This window comes from Mesorhizobium sp. M0663, assembly GCF_040320585.1.
GTDB lineage: Bacteria > Pseudomonadota > Alphaproteobacteria > Rhizobiales > Rhizobiaceae > Mesorhizobium.
The window spans coordinates 1-17,135 of the sequence record NZ_JAMYPX010000019.1; the positions used below are offsets into that span (position 1 = coordinate 1).

16 protein-coding genes are annotated in these 17,135 nt (G+C 64.1%); 1 reads left to right on the forward strand and 15 read right to left on the reverse strand.

Features of this window, described 5'->3' with window-relative positions; all coding sequences use genetic code 11:
- Positions 1 to 137 precede the first annotated feature (137 nt).
- The 15 genes from NKI54_RS25440 to NKI54_RS25510 form a co-directional block, all read right to left on the reverse strand.
- Positions 138 to 2,507 (reverse strand): trimethylamine N-oxide demethylase, encoded by a 2,370-nt coding sequence (locus NKI54_RS25440; RefSeq protein WP_352692620.1) that lies wholly within the window; start codon positions 2,505 to 2,507, stop codon positions 138 to 140.
- Positions 2,508 to 2,780: 273 nt separating this feature from the next.
- Entirely contained in the window at positions 2,781 to 3,410 is a 630-nt protein-coding gene (locus NKI54_RS25445; RefSeq protein ID WP_352569359.1) for a sarcosine oxidase subunit gamma, read from the reverse strand.
- Positions 3,403 to 6,387 (reverse strand): sarcosine oxidase subunit alpha, encoded by a 2,985-nt coding sequence (locus tag NKI54_RS25450; protein WP_352692621.1) that lies wholly within the window; start codon positions 6,385 to 6,387, stop codon positions 3,403 to 3,405. The genes NKI54_RS25445 and NKI54_RS25450 overlap by 8 nt, the downstream gene beginning before the upstream one ends.
- Positions 6,387 to 6,662: a sarcosine oxidase subunit delta gene (locus tag NKI54_RS25455; RefSeq protein ID WP_352692622.1), complete on the reverse strand. Its 276-nt coding sequence runs from the start codon at positions 6,660 to 6,662 to the stop codon at positions 6,387 to 6,389. The genes NKI54_RS25450 and NKI54_RS25455 overlap by 1 nt, the downstream gene beginning before the upstream one ends.
- A gap of 17 nt (positions 6,663 to 6,679) precedes the next feature.
- Positions 6,680 to 7,933, reverse strand: coding sequence for a sarcosine oxidase subunit beta family protein (locus NKI54_RS25460; protein WP_352692623.1), 1,254 nt, complete (start codon positions 7,931 to 7,933; stop codon positions 6,680 to 6,682).
- A gap of 36 nt (positions 7,934 to 7,969) precedes the next feature.
- A complete protein-coding gene (gene glnT, locus NKI54_RS25465; RefSeq protein WP_352453796.1) occupies positions 7,970 to 9,277 on the reverse strand; it encodes a type III glutamate--ammonia ligase in 1,308 nt (435 codons plus the stop codon).
- 33 nt (positions 9,278 to 9,310) lie between these two features.
- On the reverse strand, positions 9,311 to 10,639 hold the full coding sequence (locus NKI54_RS25470) for an FMN-binding glutamate synthase family protein (protein WP_352692624.1): 1,329 nt from the start codon (positions 10,637 to 10,639) through the stop codon (positions 9,311 to 9,313).
- A gap of 6 nt (positions 10,640 to 10,645) precedes the next feature.
- Positions 10,646 to 11,308 (reverse strand): GltB/FmdC/FwdC-like GXGXG domain-containing protein, encoded by a 663-nt coding sequence (locus NKI54_RS25475; protein ID WP_352634727.1) that lies wholly within the window; start codon positions 11,306 to 11,308, stop codon positions 10,646 to 10,648.
- A 94-nt stretch (positions 11,309 to 11,402) separates the two neighbouring features.
- Entirely contained in the window at positions 11,403 to 12,296 is an 894-nt protein-coding gene (locus NKI54_RS25480) for a class II glutamine amidotransferase (RefSeq protein ID WP_352692625.1), read from the reverse strand.
- A gap of 83 nt (positions 12,297 to 12,379) precedes the next feature.
- A complete protein-coding gene (locus NKI54_RS25485; protein ID WP_352590210.1) occupies positions 12,380 to 12,712 on the reverse strand; it encodes a hypothetical protein in 333 nt (110 codons plus the stop codon).
- On the reverse strand, positions 12,709 to 13,389 hold the full coding sequence (locus NKI54_RS25490; RefSeq protein WP_352590207.1) for a hypothetical protein: 681 nt from the start codon (positions 13,387 to 13,389) through the stop codon (positions 12,709 to 12,711). The genes NKI54_RS25485 and NKI54_RS25490 overlap by 4 nt, the downstream gene beginning before the upstream one ends.
- Positions 13,390 to 13,435: 46 nt before the next feature.
- Positions 13,436 to 14,836 carry an APC family permease gene (locus NKI54_RS25495; protein ID WP_292653875.1) on the reverse strand — a complete coding sequence of 467 codons (1,401 nt, stop codon included), beginning with the start codon at positions 14,834 to 14,836 and terminating at the stop codon, positions 13,436 to 13,438.
- 15 nt (positions 14,837 to 14,851) lie between these two features.
- Positions 14,852 to 15,013 (reverse strand): hypothetical protein, encoded by a 162-nt coding sequence (locus tag NKI54_RS25500; RefSeq protein WP_023673991.1) that lies wholly within the window; start codon positions 15,011 to 15,013, stop codon positions 14,852 to 14,854.
- A gap of 15 nt (positions 15,014 to 15,028) precedes the next feature.
- Entirely contained in the window at positions 15,029 to 15,406 is a 378-nt protein-coding gene (locus tag NKI54_RS25505; RefSeq protein ID WP_023673992.1) for a hypothetical protein, read from the reverse strand.
- 11 nt (positions 15,407 to 15,417) lie between these two features.
- Complete coding sequence (locus tag NKI54_RS25510) at positions 15,418 to 15,705, reverse strand: hypothetical protein (RefSeq protein WP_023673993.1); 288 nt, start codon at positions 15,703 to 15,705, stop codon at positions 15,418 to 15,420.
- 286 nt (positions 15,706 to 15,991) lie between these two features.
- Between NKI54_RS25510 and NKI54_RS25515 the strand changes: the two genes are divergently transcribed.
- The gene (locus NKI54_RS25515; protein WP_352692626.1) at positions 15,992 to 17,125 is read left to right on the forward strand and encodes an aminomethyl transferase family protein; all 1,134 of its coding nucleotides are present in this window, start codon (positions 15,992 to 15,994) and stop codon (positions 17,123 to 17,125) included.
- Positions 17,126 to 17,135: the final 10 nt, after the last annotated feature.

The window sequence follows — 17,135 nt, forward strand, 5'->3', positions numbered from 1 at the left end:
TGCCGGTCGATGCCATACCAAGCCGTCGAAAACTGCTTTCCCGGCCTTCAAAAAAGCCCCATTAACTCACCAACCAGGATTTCGCTTCCCGTGCAAAGCCCTCACAAGGGGAGAAGGGAAGAACCAGGCAGCGTCGATCAGGAGCGCGGCCTGGTCTTTTGCGGGTCGTAATGGGCGAAGGCGACGACGCGCGCCGGCAGCCGCTTGCTGTGGCCGTCGAGCTTGCCGATCTCGACCTCGGTGCCGATCGCCGAATGCGCGACGTCGAGCCTGGCCAGCGCGATGGTCTTGTTCAGCACCGGTGAGCGCATGCCGGAGGTGACGACGCCGATCTGGGCCCGGCCGACATGCACGCAATCGCCGTGGCCGACCGCGATATTGGCGTCGATGTCGAGGCCGACCAGCTTCTTCTGCGGGTTTTCCTTGCGCCGGATCAGCGCCTCGCGGCCGATGAAATCGTCGCTCTTGGTCTTCAGCGGTACGGTGAAGCCGATGCCGGCCTCGAACGGATCCGTCTGGTCGGAAAACTCGTGAGCAGCAAAGATCAGCCCGGCCTCGATGCGCACCATATCGAGCGCCTGCAGCCCCATCGGCTTCAGGCCGTGCGGCTGGCCGGCCTGCCAGATCGCGTCGAAGACCTTTTCGGCGTCGCGCGGATGGCACCAGATCTCGTAGCCGAGCTCGCCGGTGTAACCGGTGCGCGAGACAACGACCGGAATGCCGTTGCCGCCGCCGATGCGGGCGACGGCGAAACGGAACCATTCGAGTTCGTCGATCGACGGCTGCAGCGGCGAGGTCCAGATGATCTGCCGCAGGACGTCGCGGCTTTTCGGTCCCTGCACGGCAACATTGTGCATCTGGTCGGTCGAGGAGCGCACCAGCACGGTGAGGCCGAGTTTTTGCGCCGTTTCGCGCAGCCATTCGCCGGATAGATCGTCGCCGCCGACCCAGCGGAAATTATCCTTGCCGAGCCTGAGCAGCGTGCCGTCGTCGATCATGCCGCCATGCTCGTAGCACATGGCGGAATAGACGACCTGGCCGACGCCGAGCTTTTTGATGTCGCGGGTCAGCGTGTATTGCAGCAGCGCCTCGGAGTCCGGCCCGGTGACCTCGAACTTGCGCAGCGGCGACAGGTCCATGATCACGGCGTCCTGCCGGCAGGCCCAGTATTCATCGATCGGGCTTTGCCTGGCGAAGGAATTGGCCAGCCAATAGCCCTTGTACTCGACGAAGTTGCGGGTGTGCTTGGCAAAGCTCGAATGAAAGGCGGTCTCGCGGGTCATTTTCGGTTCCGAATCGGGCGTCATGCGTCTGGCGATCGCTCGCGAGAATTTGTGCTGGCCGGGATAGGTTCGCACATGGATGTCGGTCAGGTTCCAGCCATTGGCCGGCGTCGTATCGTCGGGGCAGGCGGACGAGACGCAGACGATGTCCGTGAGCGCCCTGAGTAGCACATAGTCGCCCGGCCGCGACCACGGCTCGTCCGATACCACGACGCCATGCGCGTCGATGGCCGTGTTGAAGAAGAAGTTGATCGCCATCCAGCCGGCGCGAGGCGTGACACCCTTGTCGGCCAGCGCGCGGTTGAAATTCTCCGAGCAGTTGGGATGGCCGGGATAACCGATGTCGTCGTAATATTTGGCCGCGCAGGCGAGCGCGAATGCATCGTGGCGGCCGCAAGTGTCCTGCACAACCTCGACCAGCGGCTCCATGTCCTGGTCGTAGTATTTCGAGTGCAGACCGGGCATCGGATAGCTCGAACCCATCAGCGTGCGCGTCGTCGTCACGTCGAGCGGATGATCGCGGCCCTTGTCCAGCTTGCGCGCCGAAAAGCACTGGAAGTCGGTGCATTGACGCCCGTCGACATCGATGATCTGCAGATAGTCGCCCGCCTTGACGAAGTAGGCCTCCGCCGTCGCCGAATGGACGCGCAGGTCGAGCACGGGATCGGCCAGCGGGTCGGCAAGCCCGGATTTTGCCGCCGGGCGGATGGTGGCGCGGCGGACGATGACGCTAACCGGCGTCGCCGTATCGTGGCCGTCGACCAGCATCGGCCCGCCGGGCGCGGCAATCAGCATCGACCCATCGCGGGCGACGGTAAAAGCCTGTTCGGTACCGGCAGGGGTGGCGCCGCCGAAAACGCGAACCGCCTTCGCCTGGTCGATCTGCACCTGGCGCCGCTCGAGCCCCCGGCGCAAGGATGCGAGGCTGTCGTCGCCTTCGGCCAGCAGCGCCTTGATGCCGGCGGCATTGCTGTTCGATTTCTCGCCGAGAATGCCGGGATCGGTCGCGTCGCTGCTGTCCCATGCCAGCAGCTCGCAGGCCTGCCCGCCCTCGACATCGCGCACGGTGACAATGTCGCCGGCCTCGACCTCGATCAGCACCGCACCATTGCCCTGAACCGAGTAGCGCTCCATCCCGGCCGGCAGCGTAATCTGGCCTGGCCGCAGGATCAGGCTCGGCCGGGGCGGTCCGGCGACGACGGCGGGGTAGGGCGACTGGCTCATCTCAACCTTGGTTTCGAGAAACAAGTTTGCCTGTGTGTGAAATTATTTTAGCGGGAAGAATAGGATAGAAGAGCCGGAGTTGGCAAGTGAAGGCGGCGCGCGCGCCTCTTCCTTCTCTCCTTGTGGGAGAAGGTGGATCGGCGCGCAGCGCCGAGACGGTTGAGGGGTGTTGGACGGAGTGCCGTCATAGCCAAGCTGGAGCACCCCTCATCCGACCGAGCTTCGCTCGGCCACCTTCTCCCACAGGGGGAGAAGGGAAGGTGGCGCACAATCCTACCCCAATTCCTCGGAATGCCCGATCTCGACGCCATACTCGGCGGCAGCGTCCAGCATCGTATGCCACAGGCTTTCCGCGAAGGTGGCGAACACCAGAAGATTGAACACCGCCTGTCCGTTCGGCCGGTCATTGGCGCGCCAGAGATTGATGCTGGTGTGATCGACCGAGGTCGCCGCAGCGGTGCCGGCCGGGAACGCCGCGGGGTGCAGGTCTAGCGACGACAGTTTGGCCAGCATCGCGCGCGCCTTTTCTCCGGAAACGCTGATCAGCGCGCGCGCATGCGACTGGTCGGACAACGAGGCGGATTGCGCAAACGCCTGGCTCAGCGGTTCGCTCGCGTGCTTGCCGCCATTGGACAGGACCAGGAACTGATCCGGTCCCGACCAGATCAGCCTAGCGTCGGGAGTTCGGGTCGCCTTGGGCGTTTCCGGGGCGGCAACGCCGAAGCGGGTTTCGGCGGCCTTCGCCAGTTCTGCCGCTTTGCCGCGCCGCGCCATCACCTGGATCAGGTCGAAATTGCGGATCTCGGTGAGCGATACGCCGGCCGCCGTGCCGCGCGCGCCATAGGCGCCGACAACAAGCGCTTTCTCCAGCGGACTGCGGGCAATCCAGGAAAACTCAGCCACGCTGGCGCCCTCCATCCGGATCGTATAAGACCGGGCTGCACAGCTCGACGTCGTAGTCTTCGCCGCGTAGCGGATCGTGCGCATGGACGATCTCGCCGATGCGCTCGCGGCCACGCTCAACAAGCGCCAGCCCGATCCACTGGTCGAGCATGGGCGAGAAGCAGACCGAGGTGACGTAGCCCTGGTCGTTATCGGGGCCGGGCGTCTCGCCCTTCGGAATGATATGCGCGCCGGAGCGCAGGCGGCGCGTCTTGTCGACGGGCTTGATGCCGACGACGACCTGCCGGTCCGGGGCAATCAGCGCCTCGCGGCCGGCCATGACGCGGCCGATGAAATCTTTTTTGGTCGACATCATCTTGCCAAGGCCGAGGTCGGCGGCCGTCGTCGTGCCGTTCAGCTCCGGTCCGGCGACATGGCCCTTTTCGATGCGCATGACGCCGAGCGCCTCGGTACCGTAGGGCGTAACGCCGAACGGCTTGCCGGCCAGCATCAAATTGCGCACCAGCGCCTCGCCATAGCGGGCGGGAACCGAAATCTCGAACGCCAATTCGCCCGAAAACGAGATGCGGAACAGCCGCGCCTTGATGCCACCGCGAAGCGCAACTTCCCGCGCCCCCATGAAGGGAAAGCCTTCGTTCGACAAATCCTCCGCCGGATCGACCATTTCCCGAAGCAGGTCCCGGGTCTTCGGCCCGGCGATCGAGAATTGCGCCCACTGGTCGGAGACCGAGGTCAACTGCACGTCGAATTCCGGGAACAGCACCTGCCGGCAGAATTCGAGATGCTGCATCACCAGCCCGGCCTTGGCGGTGGTGGTGGTCAGGAAATAATGATCCTCGGCCAGCCGCGACGTCGTGCCGTCGTCATAGACGATGCCGTCCTCGCGCAGCATCAGCCCGTAGCGGGCTTTGCCGACGGCGAGACTGGAGAAGGTGTTGATGTAGACGCGGTCGAGAAAGGCGCCGGCATCCGGGCCGTGCACGTCGATCTTGCCGAGCGTCGAGACATCGCAGAAGCCGACGCCGGAGCGCACCGCCTTGACCTCGCGGGTGACCGATTCCAGCCAGTCCTTTTCGCCGGCGCGCGGATACCATTGCGCCCGCTTCCACAGGCCGGCGTCGACGAACACCGCGCCCTGTTCGGCTGCCCAGTGATGCGACGGCGTCAGCCTCGTCGCATGGAAGTCTTCGTCGCGATGATGGCCGGCGAAGGCGCCGATGGCGACCGGCACATAGGGCGGGCGGTAGATCGTCGTGCCGGTTTCGGGGATCGATTTGCCGCTGATTGCCGCCATGATGGCGAGACCGGCGACGTTCGAGGTCTTGCCCTGGTCGGTGGCCATGCCGAGCGTCGTATAGCGCTTGAGATGCTCGACCGATTCGAAACCTTCGCGCTGCGCCAGTTCGATATCGGACGCGGTCACGTCATGCTGGTAATCGACGAAGGCTTTCCCTTTGCCGGCCACATACCAAAGCGGCGTCAGCGAAAACGCCTCGCTGTCGGCGACCGGCGATGTGCCGGCATTGCCGCTGCGTCCAGCACCCTGCGCTGCCGCAGCACCCGCGGCAAAGCCCTGGCGCAGGCAGTCGCCCAGCCCGAAGGCGCCGTTGGCGGCGCCGACGGCCACCATGCCGGGCGGCGCACCATCCGGTACGAAGGCTGCGATATCGTCCTGCCATTTCGGCCGGCCGCGATGATAGGAGGTCAGCCCGACCGCCGGATTCCAGCCGCCGGACACGGCAAGCCCGTCGGCTTCGACTTCCGCCCGTGCGCCGCCGGCGAGCGACACGGAGATTTTCCGGACCTCGTCCTTGCCGCCTTCGACCCCGCTGACCGAGCCGTTGAGCACGGCAAAGCCGCCTTTGGCGGCAAGCGCGCGATGCGCGGCGGAGACGTCCGGGCGCGCGTCGATCACCGCCGCGATCTGCAAACCGGCGGCAAGCGCGGTCTCGACCGTGCGCCAGCCATCCTCATTGTTGGTGAACAGCGCGATCCTCTTGGCAGGGGTAACCGCGTAGCGCGCGACATAGGTCCGCATCGCCGAAGCCATCATCACGCCCGGCGTGTCGTTACCGGCAAAGACGATCGGCCGCTCGATGGCGCCGGCGGCGACGACGCAGCGCTTGGCCACGATCCGCCACAGCCGCTGGCGCACCTGGTGCTCGGGCGGCGAGGGCAGGTGGTCGTTGACCCGCTCGATGGCGCCATAGGTGCCGCAATCATAGACGCCGAACAATGTCGTGCGGGTCATGATGCGGACATCGGGCAGTGCGGCGAGTTCGGCCAGCGTGCGCGTAATCCATTCGGCCGCCGGCGCGCCGTCGATCATGCCGCCGTCGGCGAGCAGACGGCCGCCAAGCGCAAAATCTTCCTCGCACAGGATGACGCGGGCGCCGCCGCGCCCGGCCGCCAATGCCGCAGCCAGCCCGGCCGGGCCGGACCCGGCAATCAGCACGTCGCAATGCGCCCAGGCCTTGTCGTAATGGTCGGGATCGGCGACGCCGGGGGCGCGGCCGAGGCCGGCGGCGCGGCGGATCGCCGGCTCGTAGACCGCTTCCCAGAATTTCGCCGGCCACATGAAGGTCTTGTAGTAGAAGCCGGCGACGAAGATCGGCGCGAACAGCTGGTTGACCGCCATCAGATCGTGGCGCAGCGACGGCCAGCGGTTCTGGCTGGCGGCTTCGAGCCCGTCATAGAGTTCGGCCGTGGTCGCCTTGGTGTTCGGCTCGCGCCGCGCTCCGCTGCGCAGTTCGACCAGCGCGTTGGGCTCCTCCGAACCAGCGGTCAGGATGCCGCGCGGCCGATGGTATTTGAACGAGCGGCCGACCAGCTTGACGCCATTGGCGATCAGCGCCGAGGCCAGCGTGTCGCCTTGGAAGCCGGCAAAGCTCTTGCCGTCGAAGCGGAAGCTCAGCGGCACGGCGCGATCGATGAGACCGCCGCTCTCCAGCCGGTGTGTCTGCGCGGGGCCAACCATCAGACCCCAACCTCGGCGGCACCAACGCCTGCAGCCGGTTCGACCGCCGAAATCTCATGGGTCAGCGTGTTGCGGGCGACCTTCAGCCAGGCCCGGCAGCCGCCGCCATGGTACCAGTATTCGCTCATCGGCCCGGCGATGTTGTCGCGCAGATAGACGTAGTCGAAGACCTCGTCTTCGGTGGCGCCGGCCGCCGGACGCACGGGCTTGGCGTCGCCCAGATAGGTGAACTCGCCGAGTTCGCGTTCGCCGCAGAAGGGACAGACAATGCGCATGCTTCTTCAGCCAGCCTTCAATGCAGGTTCGGTTGGGCGCCTTGGCCCTTTTCGTCGATCATCGCACCTCGCCGGAAGCGGTCGAGGCGAAAGCCGATAGCCTCCTTGTGCGGCTCGTCGCGCGCCAGAAGATGGGCAAAGACCAGGCCGGAGCCGGGCGTCGCCTTGAAGCCGCCATAGCACCAGCCGGCGTTGAGATAGAGCCCGTCGACCGGTGTTTTGTCGATGATCGGCGAGCCGTCCATCGACATGTCCATGATGCCGCCCCACTGACGCAGAAGCCGTATCCGGCCGATCATCGGCATCAGCGCCATGCCGCCTTCGCAGACGTCTTCCATGACAGGCAAATTGCCGCGCTGGGCGTAGGAATTGTAGCCGTCTATATCGCCGCCGAAGACCAGGCCGCCCTTGTCGGACTGGCTGACGTAGAAATGGCCGGCGCCGAAGGTCATGACATTGGGGATCAGCGGCTTGATCGCCTCGGAGACGAATGCCTGCAGCACATGGCTTTCGATCGGCAGCCGCATGCCGGCCATCGCCGCGACGCGCGACGAGGAGCCGGCGACGGCCATGCCGACCTTGCCTGCGCCGATCCTGCCGCGGCTCGTCTCGACACCGGTCACCTTGCCGTCGGCGTCGCGGACAAAACCGGTCACTTCGCAGTTCTGGATGATGTCGACGCCGAGCGCGCTCGCCGCATGCGCATAGCCCCAGACCACGGCGTCGTGCCGTGCCGTGCCGCCACGTCGCTGCAAAAGCCCGCCTTGCACTGGAAAGCGCGCATTGTCGAAGTTCAGGAACGGCATCATCTTCCTGACCGCCGTCAGATCGAGCAGTTCGGCATCGATGCCGTTGATGCGCATGGTGTTGCCGCGCCGCGCATAGGCGTCGCGCTGCGCGTCGGAATGGTAGAGATTGATGACGCCGCGCTGGCTGACCATGGTGTTGTAGTTGAGGTCCTGCTCCATCCGCTCCCACAGCTTCATCGAAAGCTCGTAGAAACCGGTATTGCCGGGCAGCCCGTAATTGGAGCGGATGATGGTGGTGTTGCGGCCGGCATTGCCGGAGCCGATCCAGCCCTTTTCCAGCACCGCGACATTCCTGATGCCGTATTCGCTGGCGAGGAACCATGCCGTCGCCAGGCCATGGCCGCCGCCGCCGATGATCACCACGTCGTAGTGGCTCTTCGGGCTGGCGTCGCGCCAGGTGCGCTGCCAGTTCTTATGGCCGGAAAATGCCGCCCGGGCGAGGGAGAAGATCGAGTATTTCATGAACCTGTTTCGCGCCGGGCGTGCAACAATTCCGGATCAGATGTCGAGCGTGTGGTCGCGCTCCCACTGGGTGAAGTGGGAAGCATAGGAATTCCATTCCTGCTGCTTGAGCTTTAGATAGGCCGACGAGAATTCCTCACCCAGCGCCGTCTTGAGCGATTTGTCATTGTCGAATTCGCGCAATGCGTCGAGCAGGTTGAGCGGCAGCTTCGGCGCCCCTTCGACCGTATGGCCGAACTGGTACATGTCGATGTCGTAGCGCCTGCCGGGGTCGGCCTTCGAGCGGACGCCGTCAAGGCCGGCGGCGATGATGACGGCCTGCAGCAGATAGGGGTTTGCCGCGCCGTCCGGCAGGCGCAGCTCGAAGCGGCCTGGCCCAGGTACGCGCACCATGTGGGTGCGGTTGTTGCCCGTCCAGGTCACCGTGTTCGGCGCCCAGGTGGCGCCGGAGATGGTGCGCGGTGCGTTGATGCGCTTGTAGGAATTGACCGTCGGGTTGGTGATGGCGGCAAGCGCGGACGCATGTTTCATGATGCCGCCGAGGAAATTCCTGCCCTTGGCCGACAGGCCGAGCTCCATCGCATTATCGGCAAAGACATTGGTCTTGCCGTCTTTGTCCCACACCGAGATATGCGCATGGCAGCCATTGCCGGTCAGGCCCTGGAAGGGTTTAGGCATGAAGGTTGCGCGCAGGCCGTGCTTTTCGGCGACCGATTTCACCATGAATTTGAAGAAGGAATGCTTGTCGGCGGTCGCCAGCGCATCGTCGAAGGCCCAGTTCATCTCGAACTGGCCGTTGGCGTCCTCGTGGTCGTTCTGGTAGGCGCCCCAGCCGAGCGCCAGCATGTGGTCGCAGATCTCGGCGATCACATCGTAGCGGCGCATCACCGCTTGCTGGTCGTAGCAGGGCTTCGACGCCGTGTCGTATTCGTCGGAAATCGTCTTGCCATCCGGCGAGATCAGGAAGAATTCGGCCTCGACGCCGGTCTTGATGTGCATGCCGTCGCCGGCCGCCTCCGCGATCAACCGCTTCAGCGTGTTGCGCGGCGCCTGCTCGACCGATTTGTCGTCCATGATGCAGTTGGCGGCGACCCAGGCGACCTCCGGCTTCCAAGGCAACTGGATCACCGAGGCCGGATCCGGCACCGCCAGCATGTCGGGATGCGCCGGCGTCAGGTCGAGCCAGGTGGCAAAGCCGGCAAAGCCGGCACCGTCCCGCTGCATGTCGGCGATCGCCTGCGCCGGCACCAGCTTGGCGCGTTGCCCACCGAACAGGTCGGTGTAGGATATCATGAAATATTTGACGCCCTTCTCCTTGGCGAAGGCGGCGAGATCGTTCCCCATTATAGTTCCTCGCTTACTGGCATTTGGTTGGTTTTAGAAGCCGTTCTTGCCCGGTATCCAGTTGGTGCCGGCCAGCGGCACGCCGGCCATGGCGGCGGCTTCGATCGTCAAGGCGACAAGATCCTCGGGCTCGAGATTGTGCATGCTGTTCTTGCCGCACGCGCGTGCGATTGTCTGAGCCTCAAGTGTCATCACCTTAAGATAATTCGCCAGCCGCCGTCCGGCCGCAATCGGATCGACCCGTTTCATTAGCTCGGGATCCTGCGTGGTGATGCCGGCCGGGTCGCGACCCTCGTGCCAGTCGTCATAGGCGCCGGCGGTGGTGCCGAGCTCGTTGTATTCCGCCTCCCAGCGCGGGTCGTTGTCGCCGAGCGCGACAAGCGCTGCCGTGCCGATCGACACCGCGTCGACGCCGAGCGCCAGCGCCTTGGCGACGTCGGCCCCGTTGCGTATGCCGCCTGAGACGATCAGCTGCACCTTGCGGTGCATGCCGAGATCCTGCAGCGCCTGCACCGCCGGCCTGATACAGGCAAGCGTCGGCTGGCCGACATTTTCAATGAACACTTCCTGGGTCGCCGCAGTGCCGCCCTGCATGCCGTCGACGACGACGACATCGGCGCCCGATTTCACCGCAAGCGCGGTATCGTAATAGGGCCGCGCGCCGCCGACCTTGACGTAGATCGGCTTTTCCCAGTCGGTGATTTCGCGCAGTTCGAGGATCTTGATCTCGAGGTCGTCCGGCCCGGTCCAGTCGGGGTGGCGCGAGGCCGAGCGCTGGTCGATGCCTTTCGGCAGCGTGCGCATTTCGGCGACGCGGTCGGAGATCTTCTGGCCGAGCAGCATGCCGCCGCCGCCTGGCTTGGCGCCCTGGCCGACGACAACCTCGATCGCGTCGGCACGGCGCAGATCGCGCGGGTTCATGCCGTAGCGCGACGGCAGATACTGGTAGACCAGCGTCTTCGAATGGCCGCGCTCTTCCTCGGTCATGCCGCCGTCGCCGGTGGTCGTCGAGGTGCCCGACAGCGTCGCGCCACGGCCGAGCGCTTCCTTCGCCGGGCCGGACAGCGAGCCGAAGCTCATGCCCGCAATGGTGATCGGGATTTTCAATTCGATCGGTTTTCTCGCATAGCGCGAGCCGAGCACGACGCTGGTGTCGCAGCGCTCGCGATAGCCTTCGAGCGGATAGCGCGAGATCGAAGCACCGAGGAACAGAAGGTCGTCGAAATGCGGCAGCTTGCGCTTGGCGCCGGCGCCGCGGATGTCATAGATGCCGGTCGCCGCGGCGCGGCGGATCTCGGAAAGCGTGTAGTCGTCGAAGGTCGCGGATTTGCGCGGCGTCGTCGGCGGGTTGCGATAGGTCATTGAGCCTCAATACGCGTCGGCGTTGTCGATATTGAAATTGTAGAGGGTACGAGCCGAGCCATAACGCTTGAACTCCGCCGCCTTGACGCCGGTCACGCCGGCGCGGTCGAGCAAGCCTTGCAGCAATTCGAGATGCTCGGGCCGCATCTCCTTGGCGATGCAGTCGGCGCCGAGGCTTTCGACCTTGCCGCGCACGAAAAGCCGCGCCTCGTAAATGGAATCGCCGAGCGCATCGCCGGCGTCGCCCAGCACCACGAGGTTGCCGGACTGCGCCATGAAGGCCGACATATGGCCGATATTGCCATGGACGACGATGTCGATGCCTTTCATCGAGATGCCGCAGCGCGACGACGCGTTGCCTTCGATGACGAGCAACCCGCCCCGGCCGGTGGCGCCGGCATACTGGCTGGCGTCGCCTTTGACGATGATTGCGCCGGACATCATGTTCTCGCCGACGCCGGGTCCGGCCGAGCCATGCACGGTGATGGTGCCGCCGTCGTTCATGCCGCCGCAATAATAGCCGACGCTGCCGCGCACATCGATGGCGACCGGCTGGTCGACGCCGACGGCGACCGAATGGCTGCCTCGCGGGTGGAGCACCTCCCAGGCGGTCTCGTTCGAACCGGGCGCCAGATCGTGCAGCGCCTGGTTGAGCTCGCGCAGCGACATTTCGGCCAGGTCGAAGACCCGCGATGCCTGGCCCGGCTCGCGCGCGGCCTTGGAGAGGTTGCCCGTATTGAAGGCATTGCTTGCCGGCATTGGTTCAATGCTCCCAGAAATAGACGGTTGCGGGCTCGGGTTCCCAGACCTTCGCATTGTCTATGCCGGGCAGTTTGGTGAGCGCACGATATTCCGAGCCGAAGGCGACATACTGGTCGGTTTCGGCCATTACGGCGGGCTTGCAGGCGATCGGATCGCGCACCACGCCGAAGCCGTTCTTGGTGCCGACGACGAAGGTGAAAAAGCCGTCGAGATCGCTCAGCGTGCCTTCCAGTGCCTCGCCCAGATTCTTGCCATGCGCCATCTGCGAGGAGAGATAGGCGGCAGCGACCTCGGTGTCGTTCTCGGTCTCGAATGTCATGCCTTCGCGGATCAGCTCGCGGCGGACATTGTTGTGGTTGGACAGCGAGCCATTATGCACCAGGCACTGGTCGGCGCCGGTCGAGAACGGATGCGCGCCCATCGTCGTCACCGCCGATTCGGTCGCCATACGGGTATGGCCGATGCCGTGCGTGCCGGTCATCTCGCGGACGCCGAAACGGTCGACGACCGCTTCCGGCAAGCCGACTTCCTTGTAGATTTCGACGACGTCGCCGGCGCCCATGATGCGGATGTCGGGGCGCAGCGTCTGGATCGCCTCGCGCGCTTCGTCGATCTTGGCAGGCGTCGTCCGGACCACGGCATGCGTCGACTTCGCAGCAATGCTCACCGGCGCGCCGATTGCCTTGGCGAGTTCGGCGTCGAGGCCGCGGAAATCGCGCTCCGGCTTGGCCGACTGAATGGTGATCTTGGCTTCATTGGAGGGCGCGCCATAGATGGCGATGCCGGCGCTGTCGGGACCGCGATCGCTGAGCGAGATCAGCATCTCCGACAGCATCGCGCCAAGCTGGGGCTCGAGCGACTTGTCCTTCAAAAACAGTCCGACGATTCCGCACATGTCAGCCTCCGCGAGTTTGTTCCCTCCGAGATGTATCGAATGAGTCCCGGGAATTCAATGGTATGAAAAAAATTTTCCTGTCGTTATATATCGGCTGAGGCGCCGCCGGCCGCACTATCGCTGCGCTGGCCGCCATTGTGAACCCATTTGGCATAGCGGATGCGGGCGATCTTGTAGGCATCCAGGATCGACAGGGCATAGATCAGGAAGCCGCCGGCATGGCGTCCGACGAAGCTGGCGTCGGGCGGCGCGATCTTGGCGGTGACCCAGGCAAGGATCACCATGAAGAACAGGAATTGCAGGCCGCGCACCGGCACGCCGAGCACGACCTGCCCGCTCGCCGGCAAGACAATCGCAGCGCCCAGAACCAGATAGGGGCTCGGTGGTGCGGGGGAGGTGGTGATCTGGCTGGTCATGCTGCTTGCCGTTCGCTTTGATTGATGGCATCGCGCAGCGCCGAAGCCGACGACAGCAGCCTCTCGATCAGCACCGGATCGAGCCTGACCGTGCCGAATTCGGCTTGCCGGAATACGCCGTAGCGCGCCCGCTCGGCCTCGGCCAGCAGCCAGACGATGCGCACGCCGTTCGGCGTGATCAGCAATTCCTTGGCGCGCTCCTCGGCAAAGACATCGAGGTGGCCGGCGATGACGGCTTCGGGGAAGCGCACGCCCTTGCGGTCGCTCCGCAGCACCGCCTCGGCCGGAAACCCCGCCGCCTTCGGCAGCGTATGGACGAGATGATCGAAATTGGAAAAAGTCGTCGGCGATCCCGGCCGCATCATCATATCGAAAGTGCCTGGTATCGCGACCTTTTCGGTGATCGAAACGCTCAGCCAGCGCGCCGGCAGCTTCCTGATCGCCAGCGTGTCGACGATGGTCCGCACCTGCACCCGCCGGCCGTTCCACGAGCCGGCGAAGGTAACGACGCCGGCAGTGCCGTCCGAGACGTTGGCCGCGTCGGGGATGACGGCGCGGACGCCGGCTTCGTCGGCGGCAAGCCCGGTCGAAGCCTTGGCGCGGCTGGCCCGCGCAAGCCAGGCTATATGGAGGACGAGAGCCAGGGCAACCGCCCCGGCGAGCAATGCTGAGATCACCTAACGCACCTCGTCACGCAAATGCCCGCCCAGACCGGGCGCGCCGTCAGTAGCCCTGCGGCTTCGGCCACGGCATAGTGAACTGGGCACCACGGCGCACGAATTTGTAGCGGTAGAAGTGGAACCACAGCGAGATCAGGAAGTAGAAAGCGACCATGGCGATCAGCTGCGAGCCGAAGCCGAGGAAGATCGCAAAGAAGGTGACGACGCAAAGGCAGAACAAGACGATAGCCGGCAGCGGATGGAACGGATGGGTGTAGCCGCGGCGGATCGAGCCGAGCGGCCACTTTTTCCTGAACATGATGATGTTGATGCTCATGAAGGTGTATTGCAGCACGCCCGACAGGATCGAGAAGGTGATCGCCTGGTTGAGGTCGGCGATGAAGGCAAAGGCAAGCGCGATCGGCAGCAGAAACAGGATCGAGCGATAGGGCGTGCGGTATTTCGGATGCACCGCCGAGAACCAGGTCGGCAGATAGCGGTCGCGGCCGAGCGAAAACCAGGCGCGCGCGGCGTCGTTGATGCAGCCATTGGCGGAGGCGAGCGCGGCAAGTAGCGTCGCGATGAACAACAGGTTTTCCAGCAGCGCACTGCCGGTCAGTTTGCCTGCGTCCCACAGCGGATAGTAGGTGATGCCGAGATATTCCCAGGGCATCAGCGAGGCGCAGACATACCAGGTCATGGCGGCCGCGATCAGAAGCGTGATCATGCCGGCCATCGTGCCGTAGGGCAGCGAGCGCGCCGGCGAGCGCACTTCCTCGGCCGCCTGCGTGGTGCCCTCGATGCCGAGATAGTACCAGATGCCGAACTGGAAGGCGGCGATGACGCCGATCCAGCCATAGGGCAGGGCGTTGCCCGGGGTCACCAACTCGTTCAGCTTGAGCACGGCGCCTTGCGTCCACGGGCTGACCGAGAAGAACAGGATGACGATCGAGACATAGGCGATGGCGGTGATGACGAAATTGACGTTGAGCGTCATCAGCACGCCGCGATAGTTCAGCCATGCCAGCACGACGATGGTCGCGGCGATGAAGGAATTGTGGTTGAGCCCCTCGACGCCGGCTTTGGCGACGATGGTGTCGCCGAGCAGGATCGCGTCCGACACTTCGAGCATGGTGTAGGCAAAGACCAGGAACAGCGCGACGTTGAAGGCCATCAGCGGCCCGACAATGTGCTTGGCCTGGGCATATTGGCCGCCGGCGGCGGCAACCGTCGAGGTAACTTCGGAATCGATCATCGCGACCGACGTGTAGAGCAGGCCGACGATCCAGCAGACGATCAGCGCCGCCAGCGCGCCGCCCTTGTCCGCCGCGAAATTCCAGCCGGTGAATTCGCCGACCAGAACGATGCCGACACCGAGCGCCCAGACATGGGCGGGGCCGAGCACCCTGAGCAGTGAAACCCTGTCGCCTTGCACTTGCACCGCTGGTTCAGCCGTGATCGTCATCGTTCAATCCCCCACTCAGATCCGGTGTTTTTCGGACACGGCTTCAAGTTCGCCTTCCCTGGACGAGGTCAGCATCTCTTCGGAATAGGTCGTGTCGATCTTGAACCAGTCGTAGAGCATCCACAGCGCGAGCACGATCGAGATGCCCCAGCATGCGTAAGAGAGTGCCACCCACATGACGATGCTTCCTATCTATTTGTCGCCGAACTTTTCGTCGATGACGTCGCGGTATTCGCGGTCCGATGCGCGGAACAGAAAGATGAAATAGCCGATCAGCACTGCCGCCATGATGATCAGCGTCGGCCAGTCGATGATGTAGTGGAACCGGTTCTGGATGATGTCGTGCGCGGTTTCCGGCGTGTAGCCGAGCTTTTCCCAGATCGAGGCCATGGTCGGGTTTTGTCCGAGCGCTTCCCACGTCTTGGCGTCGAGCGCGTCAATGGATTTTGCCGCCCCTGCCAGACCTAGTTTCAGCGGCAGCCACAGCGCGACGAAAATCGCGACCACGACGACGGCGATATCGAAAACCTGTCCGGCCTTGCTCTGTTCGGGCGGTGTATAGCGGGCCATGCGTCTCCCCCTCAGGACTTGCGGTTGCGGTAGGCGTCGGCGTTCTTGATGTCGAGGCCGTAGATGAAGTCCTTGTCTTCCTTGTAGTGGTTGACCATCGCCAGGATCGCGGCCGTGTTGAAGATCAGCACCGCGGCGGCGGCGACCGCGACGACGAGCTTGATGCCGGCGTCGGGGACGTATGGCCATGTCATGAACAGGACAAAGAGGATCGTCGCCCACAGGCAGACGATCAGGAGCATGGATCCACGCACGTCGGAACGGTACAACGCTTCCACGCGCTGTTGCAGGTCGGACATCGGCTTTCCCCTTTTTCAACGCCGGTCCGGATTGGCCGGTCATTGCCCTCTTTCAAGAGAGTGAAATTTTTTTCATAAAATCCGGCCGAATTCTGGAATTGTCAAGACGATTTTACGCGACGTTAACCGTTAGTTTGGGCGCGCCGGATTTGCCTGACAATGAAATTATTTGCTTACGGGTATTGCAGGCTCCCGGCGTTTGCGATCAATATTCAAGGCAACGCTCCCGCCTGTGTGCAGGGAGCAGGGGAAAGCAAAAAAGTTTCTTTCGAACGGAGGACAGCGGATGACGGCATCCTGGAGATTTTCGACGCTTGCGGATCGCCATCGCGCGCTCGGCTCGAAGCTCGAGGACTGGAGCGGCATGGGCACCGCCTGGACCTACGACAAGGACGCGGACGAAGAGTATATCGCCATCCGCACCAAGGCCGGCCTGATGGATGTGTCCGGCTTGAAGAAGGTTCACATCACCGGGCCGCACGCCTCGCACCTGATCGATCTGGCGACGACGCGCGACGTCGAAAAGATCTATCCCGGCAAGTCGGCCTATGCCTGCATGCTCAACGAGGCCGGCAAGTTCACCGACGACTGCATCCTCTACCGCACCGGCCCGAATTCCTGGATGGTCGTGCATGGCTCGGGCACCGGCCATGAAGAGCTGCAACGCGCTTCGGTCGGTCGCGACGTGTCGCTGCGCTTCGACGACAATCTGCACGACCTTTCGCTGCAGGGGCCGCTAGCCGTGGATTATCTGGCAAAGCATGTGCCCGGCATTCGCGACCTCAACTATTTCCACCACATGCAGACGCAGTTGTTCGGCTTTCCGGTGATGATCTCGCGCACCGGCTACACCGGCGAGCGCGGCTACGAGATTTTCTGCCGTGGCCAGGACGCCGGAACGATCTGGGACAGGATCCTCGACGAGGGCAAGAGCGCCGGCATCATCCCGTGCCGCTTCACCACGCTCGACATGCTGCGCGTCGAGAGCTACCTGCTGTTTTACCCCTACGACAATTCGCAGAAATACCCGTTTGAGAACGAAGGCCCCGGCGACACGCTGTGGGAGCTTGGTCTCGACTTCACCGTCAGCCCCGGCAAGACAGGCTTTCGCGGTGCCGAGGAGCACTACCGCCTCAAGGGCAAGGAGCGCTTCAAGATCTTCGGCGTGCTGCTCGAAGGCAAGGAGCCGGCCGACGAGGGCGCACCGGTCTATCGCGACGGCAAAAAGGTCGGCGTGGTGACCTGCGCCATGTATTCGCCGCTGGTCAAAAAATCGATGGGCATTGCCCGGCTCGAGGTCGACTGCGCGGTACAGGGCACCAGGCTCGAGATCCGCAACAAGAGCGGCGCCATCAGCGCAACCGCCGAGCCGCTTCCTTTCGACGATCCGAAGAAGACCAAGCGCACGGCGAAAGGCTGAGGCATACTGC

What these genes read in the sequence shown, in the direction of transcription:
- NKI54_RS25440 (WP_352692620.1), bottom strand. Translation starts at nt 2,507, where the DNA reads ATGAGCCAGTCGCCCTACCCCGCCGTCGTCGCCGGACCGCCCCGGCCG.
- NKI54_RS25450 (WP_352692621.1), bottom strand. Translation starts at nt 6,387, where the DNA reads ATGGTTGGCCCCGCGCAGACACACCGGCTGGAGAGCGGCGGTCTCATC.
- NKI54_RS25455 (WP_352692622.1), bottom strand. Translation starts at nt 6,662, where the DNA reads ATGCGCATTGTCTGTCCCTTCTGCGGCGAACGCGAACTCGGCGAGTTC.
- NKI54_RS25460 (WP_352692623.1), bottom strand. Translation starts at nt 7,933, where the DNA reads ATGAAATACTCGATCTTCTCCCTCGCCCGGGCGGCATTTTCCGGCCAT.
- glnT (WP_352453796.1), bottom strand. Translation starts at nt 9,277, where the DNA reads ATGGGGAACGATCTCGCCGCCTTCGCCAAGGAGAAGGGCGTCAAATAT.
- NKI54_RS25470 (WP_352692624.1), bottom strand. Translation starts at nt 10,639, where the DNA reads ATGACCTATCGCAACCCGCCGACGACGCCGCGCAAATCCGCGACCTTC.
- NKI54_RS25475 (WP_352634727.1), bottom strand. Translation starts at nt 11,308, where the DNA reads ATGTCGCTGCGCGAGCTCAACCAGGCGCTGCACGATCTGGCGCCCGGT.
- NKI54_RS25480 (WP_352692625.1), bottom strand. Translation starts at nt 12,296, where the DNA reads ATGTGCGGAATCGTCGGACTGTTTTTGAAGGACAAGTCGCTCGAGCCC.
- NKI54_RS25485 (WP_352590210.1), bottom strand. Translation starts at nt 12,712, where the DNA reads ATGACCAGCCAGATCACCACCTCCCCCGCACCACCGAGCCCCTATCTG.
- NKI54_RS25495 (WP_292653875.1), bottom strand. Translation starts at nt 14,836, where the DNA reads ATGACGATCACGGCTGAACCAGCGGTGCAAGTGCAAGGCGACAGGGTT.
- NKI54_RS25500 (WP_023673991.1), bottom strand. Translation starts at nt 15,013, where the DNA reads ATGTGGGTGGCACTCTCTTACGCATGCTGGGGCATCTCGATCGTGCTC.
- NKI54_RS25505 (WP_023673992.1), bottom strand. Translation starts at nt 15,406, where the DNA reads ATGGCCCGCTATACACCGCCCGAACAGAGCAAGGCCGGACAGGTTTTC.
- NKI54_RS25510 (WP_023673993.1), bottom strand. Translation starts at nt 15,705, where the DNA reads ATGTCCGACCTGCAACAGCGCGTGGAAGCGTTGTACCGTTCCGACGTG.
- NKI54_RS25515 (WP_352692626.1), top strand. Translation starts at nt 15,992, where the DNA reads ATGACGGCATCCTGGAGATTTTCGACGCTTGCGGATCGCCATCGCGCG.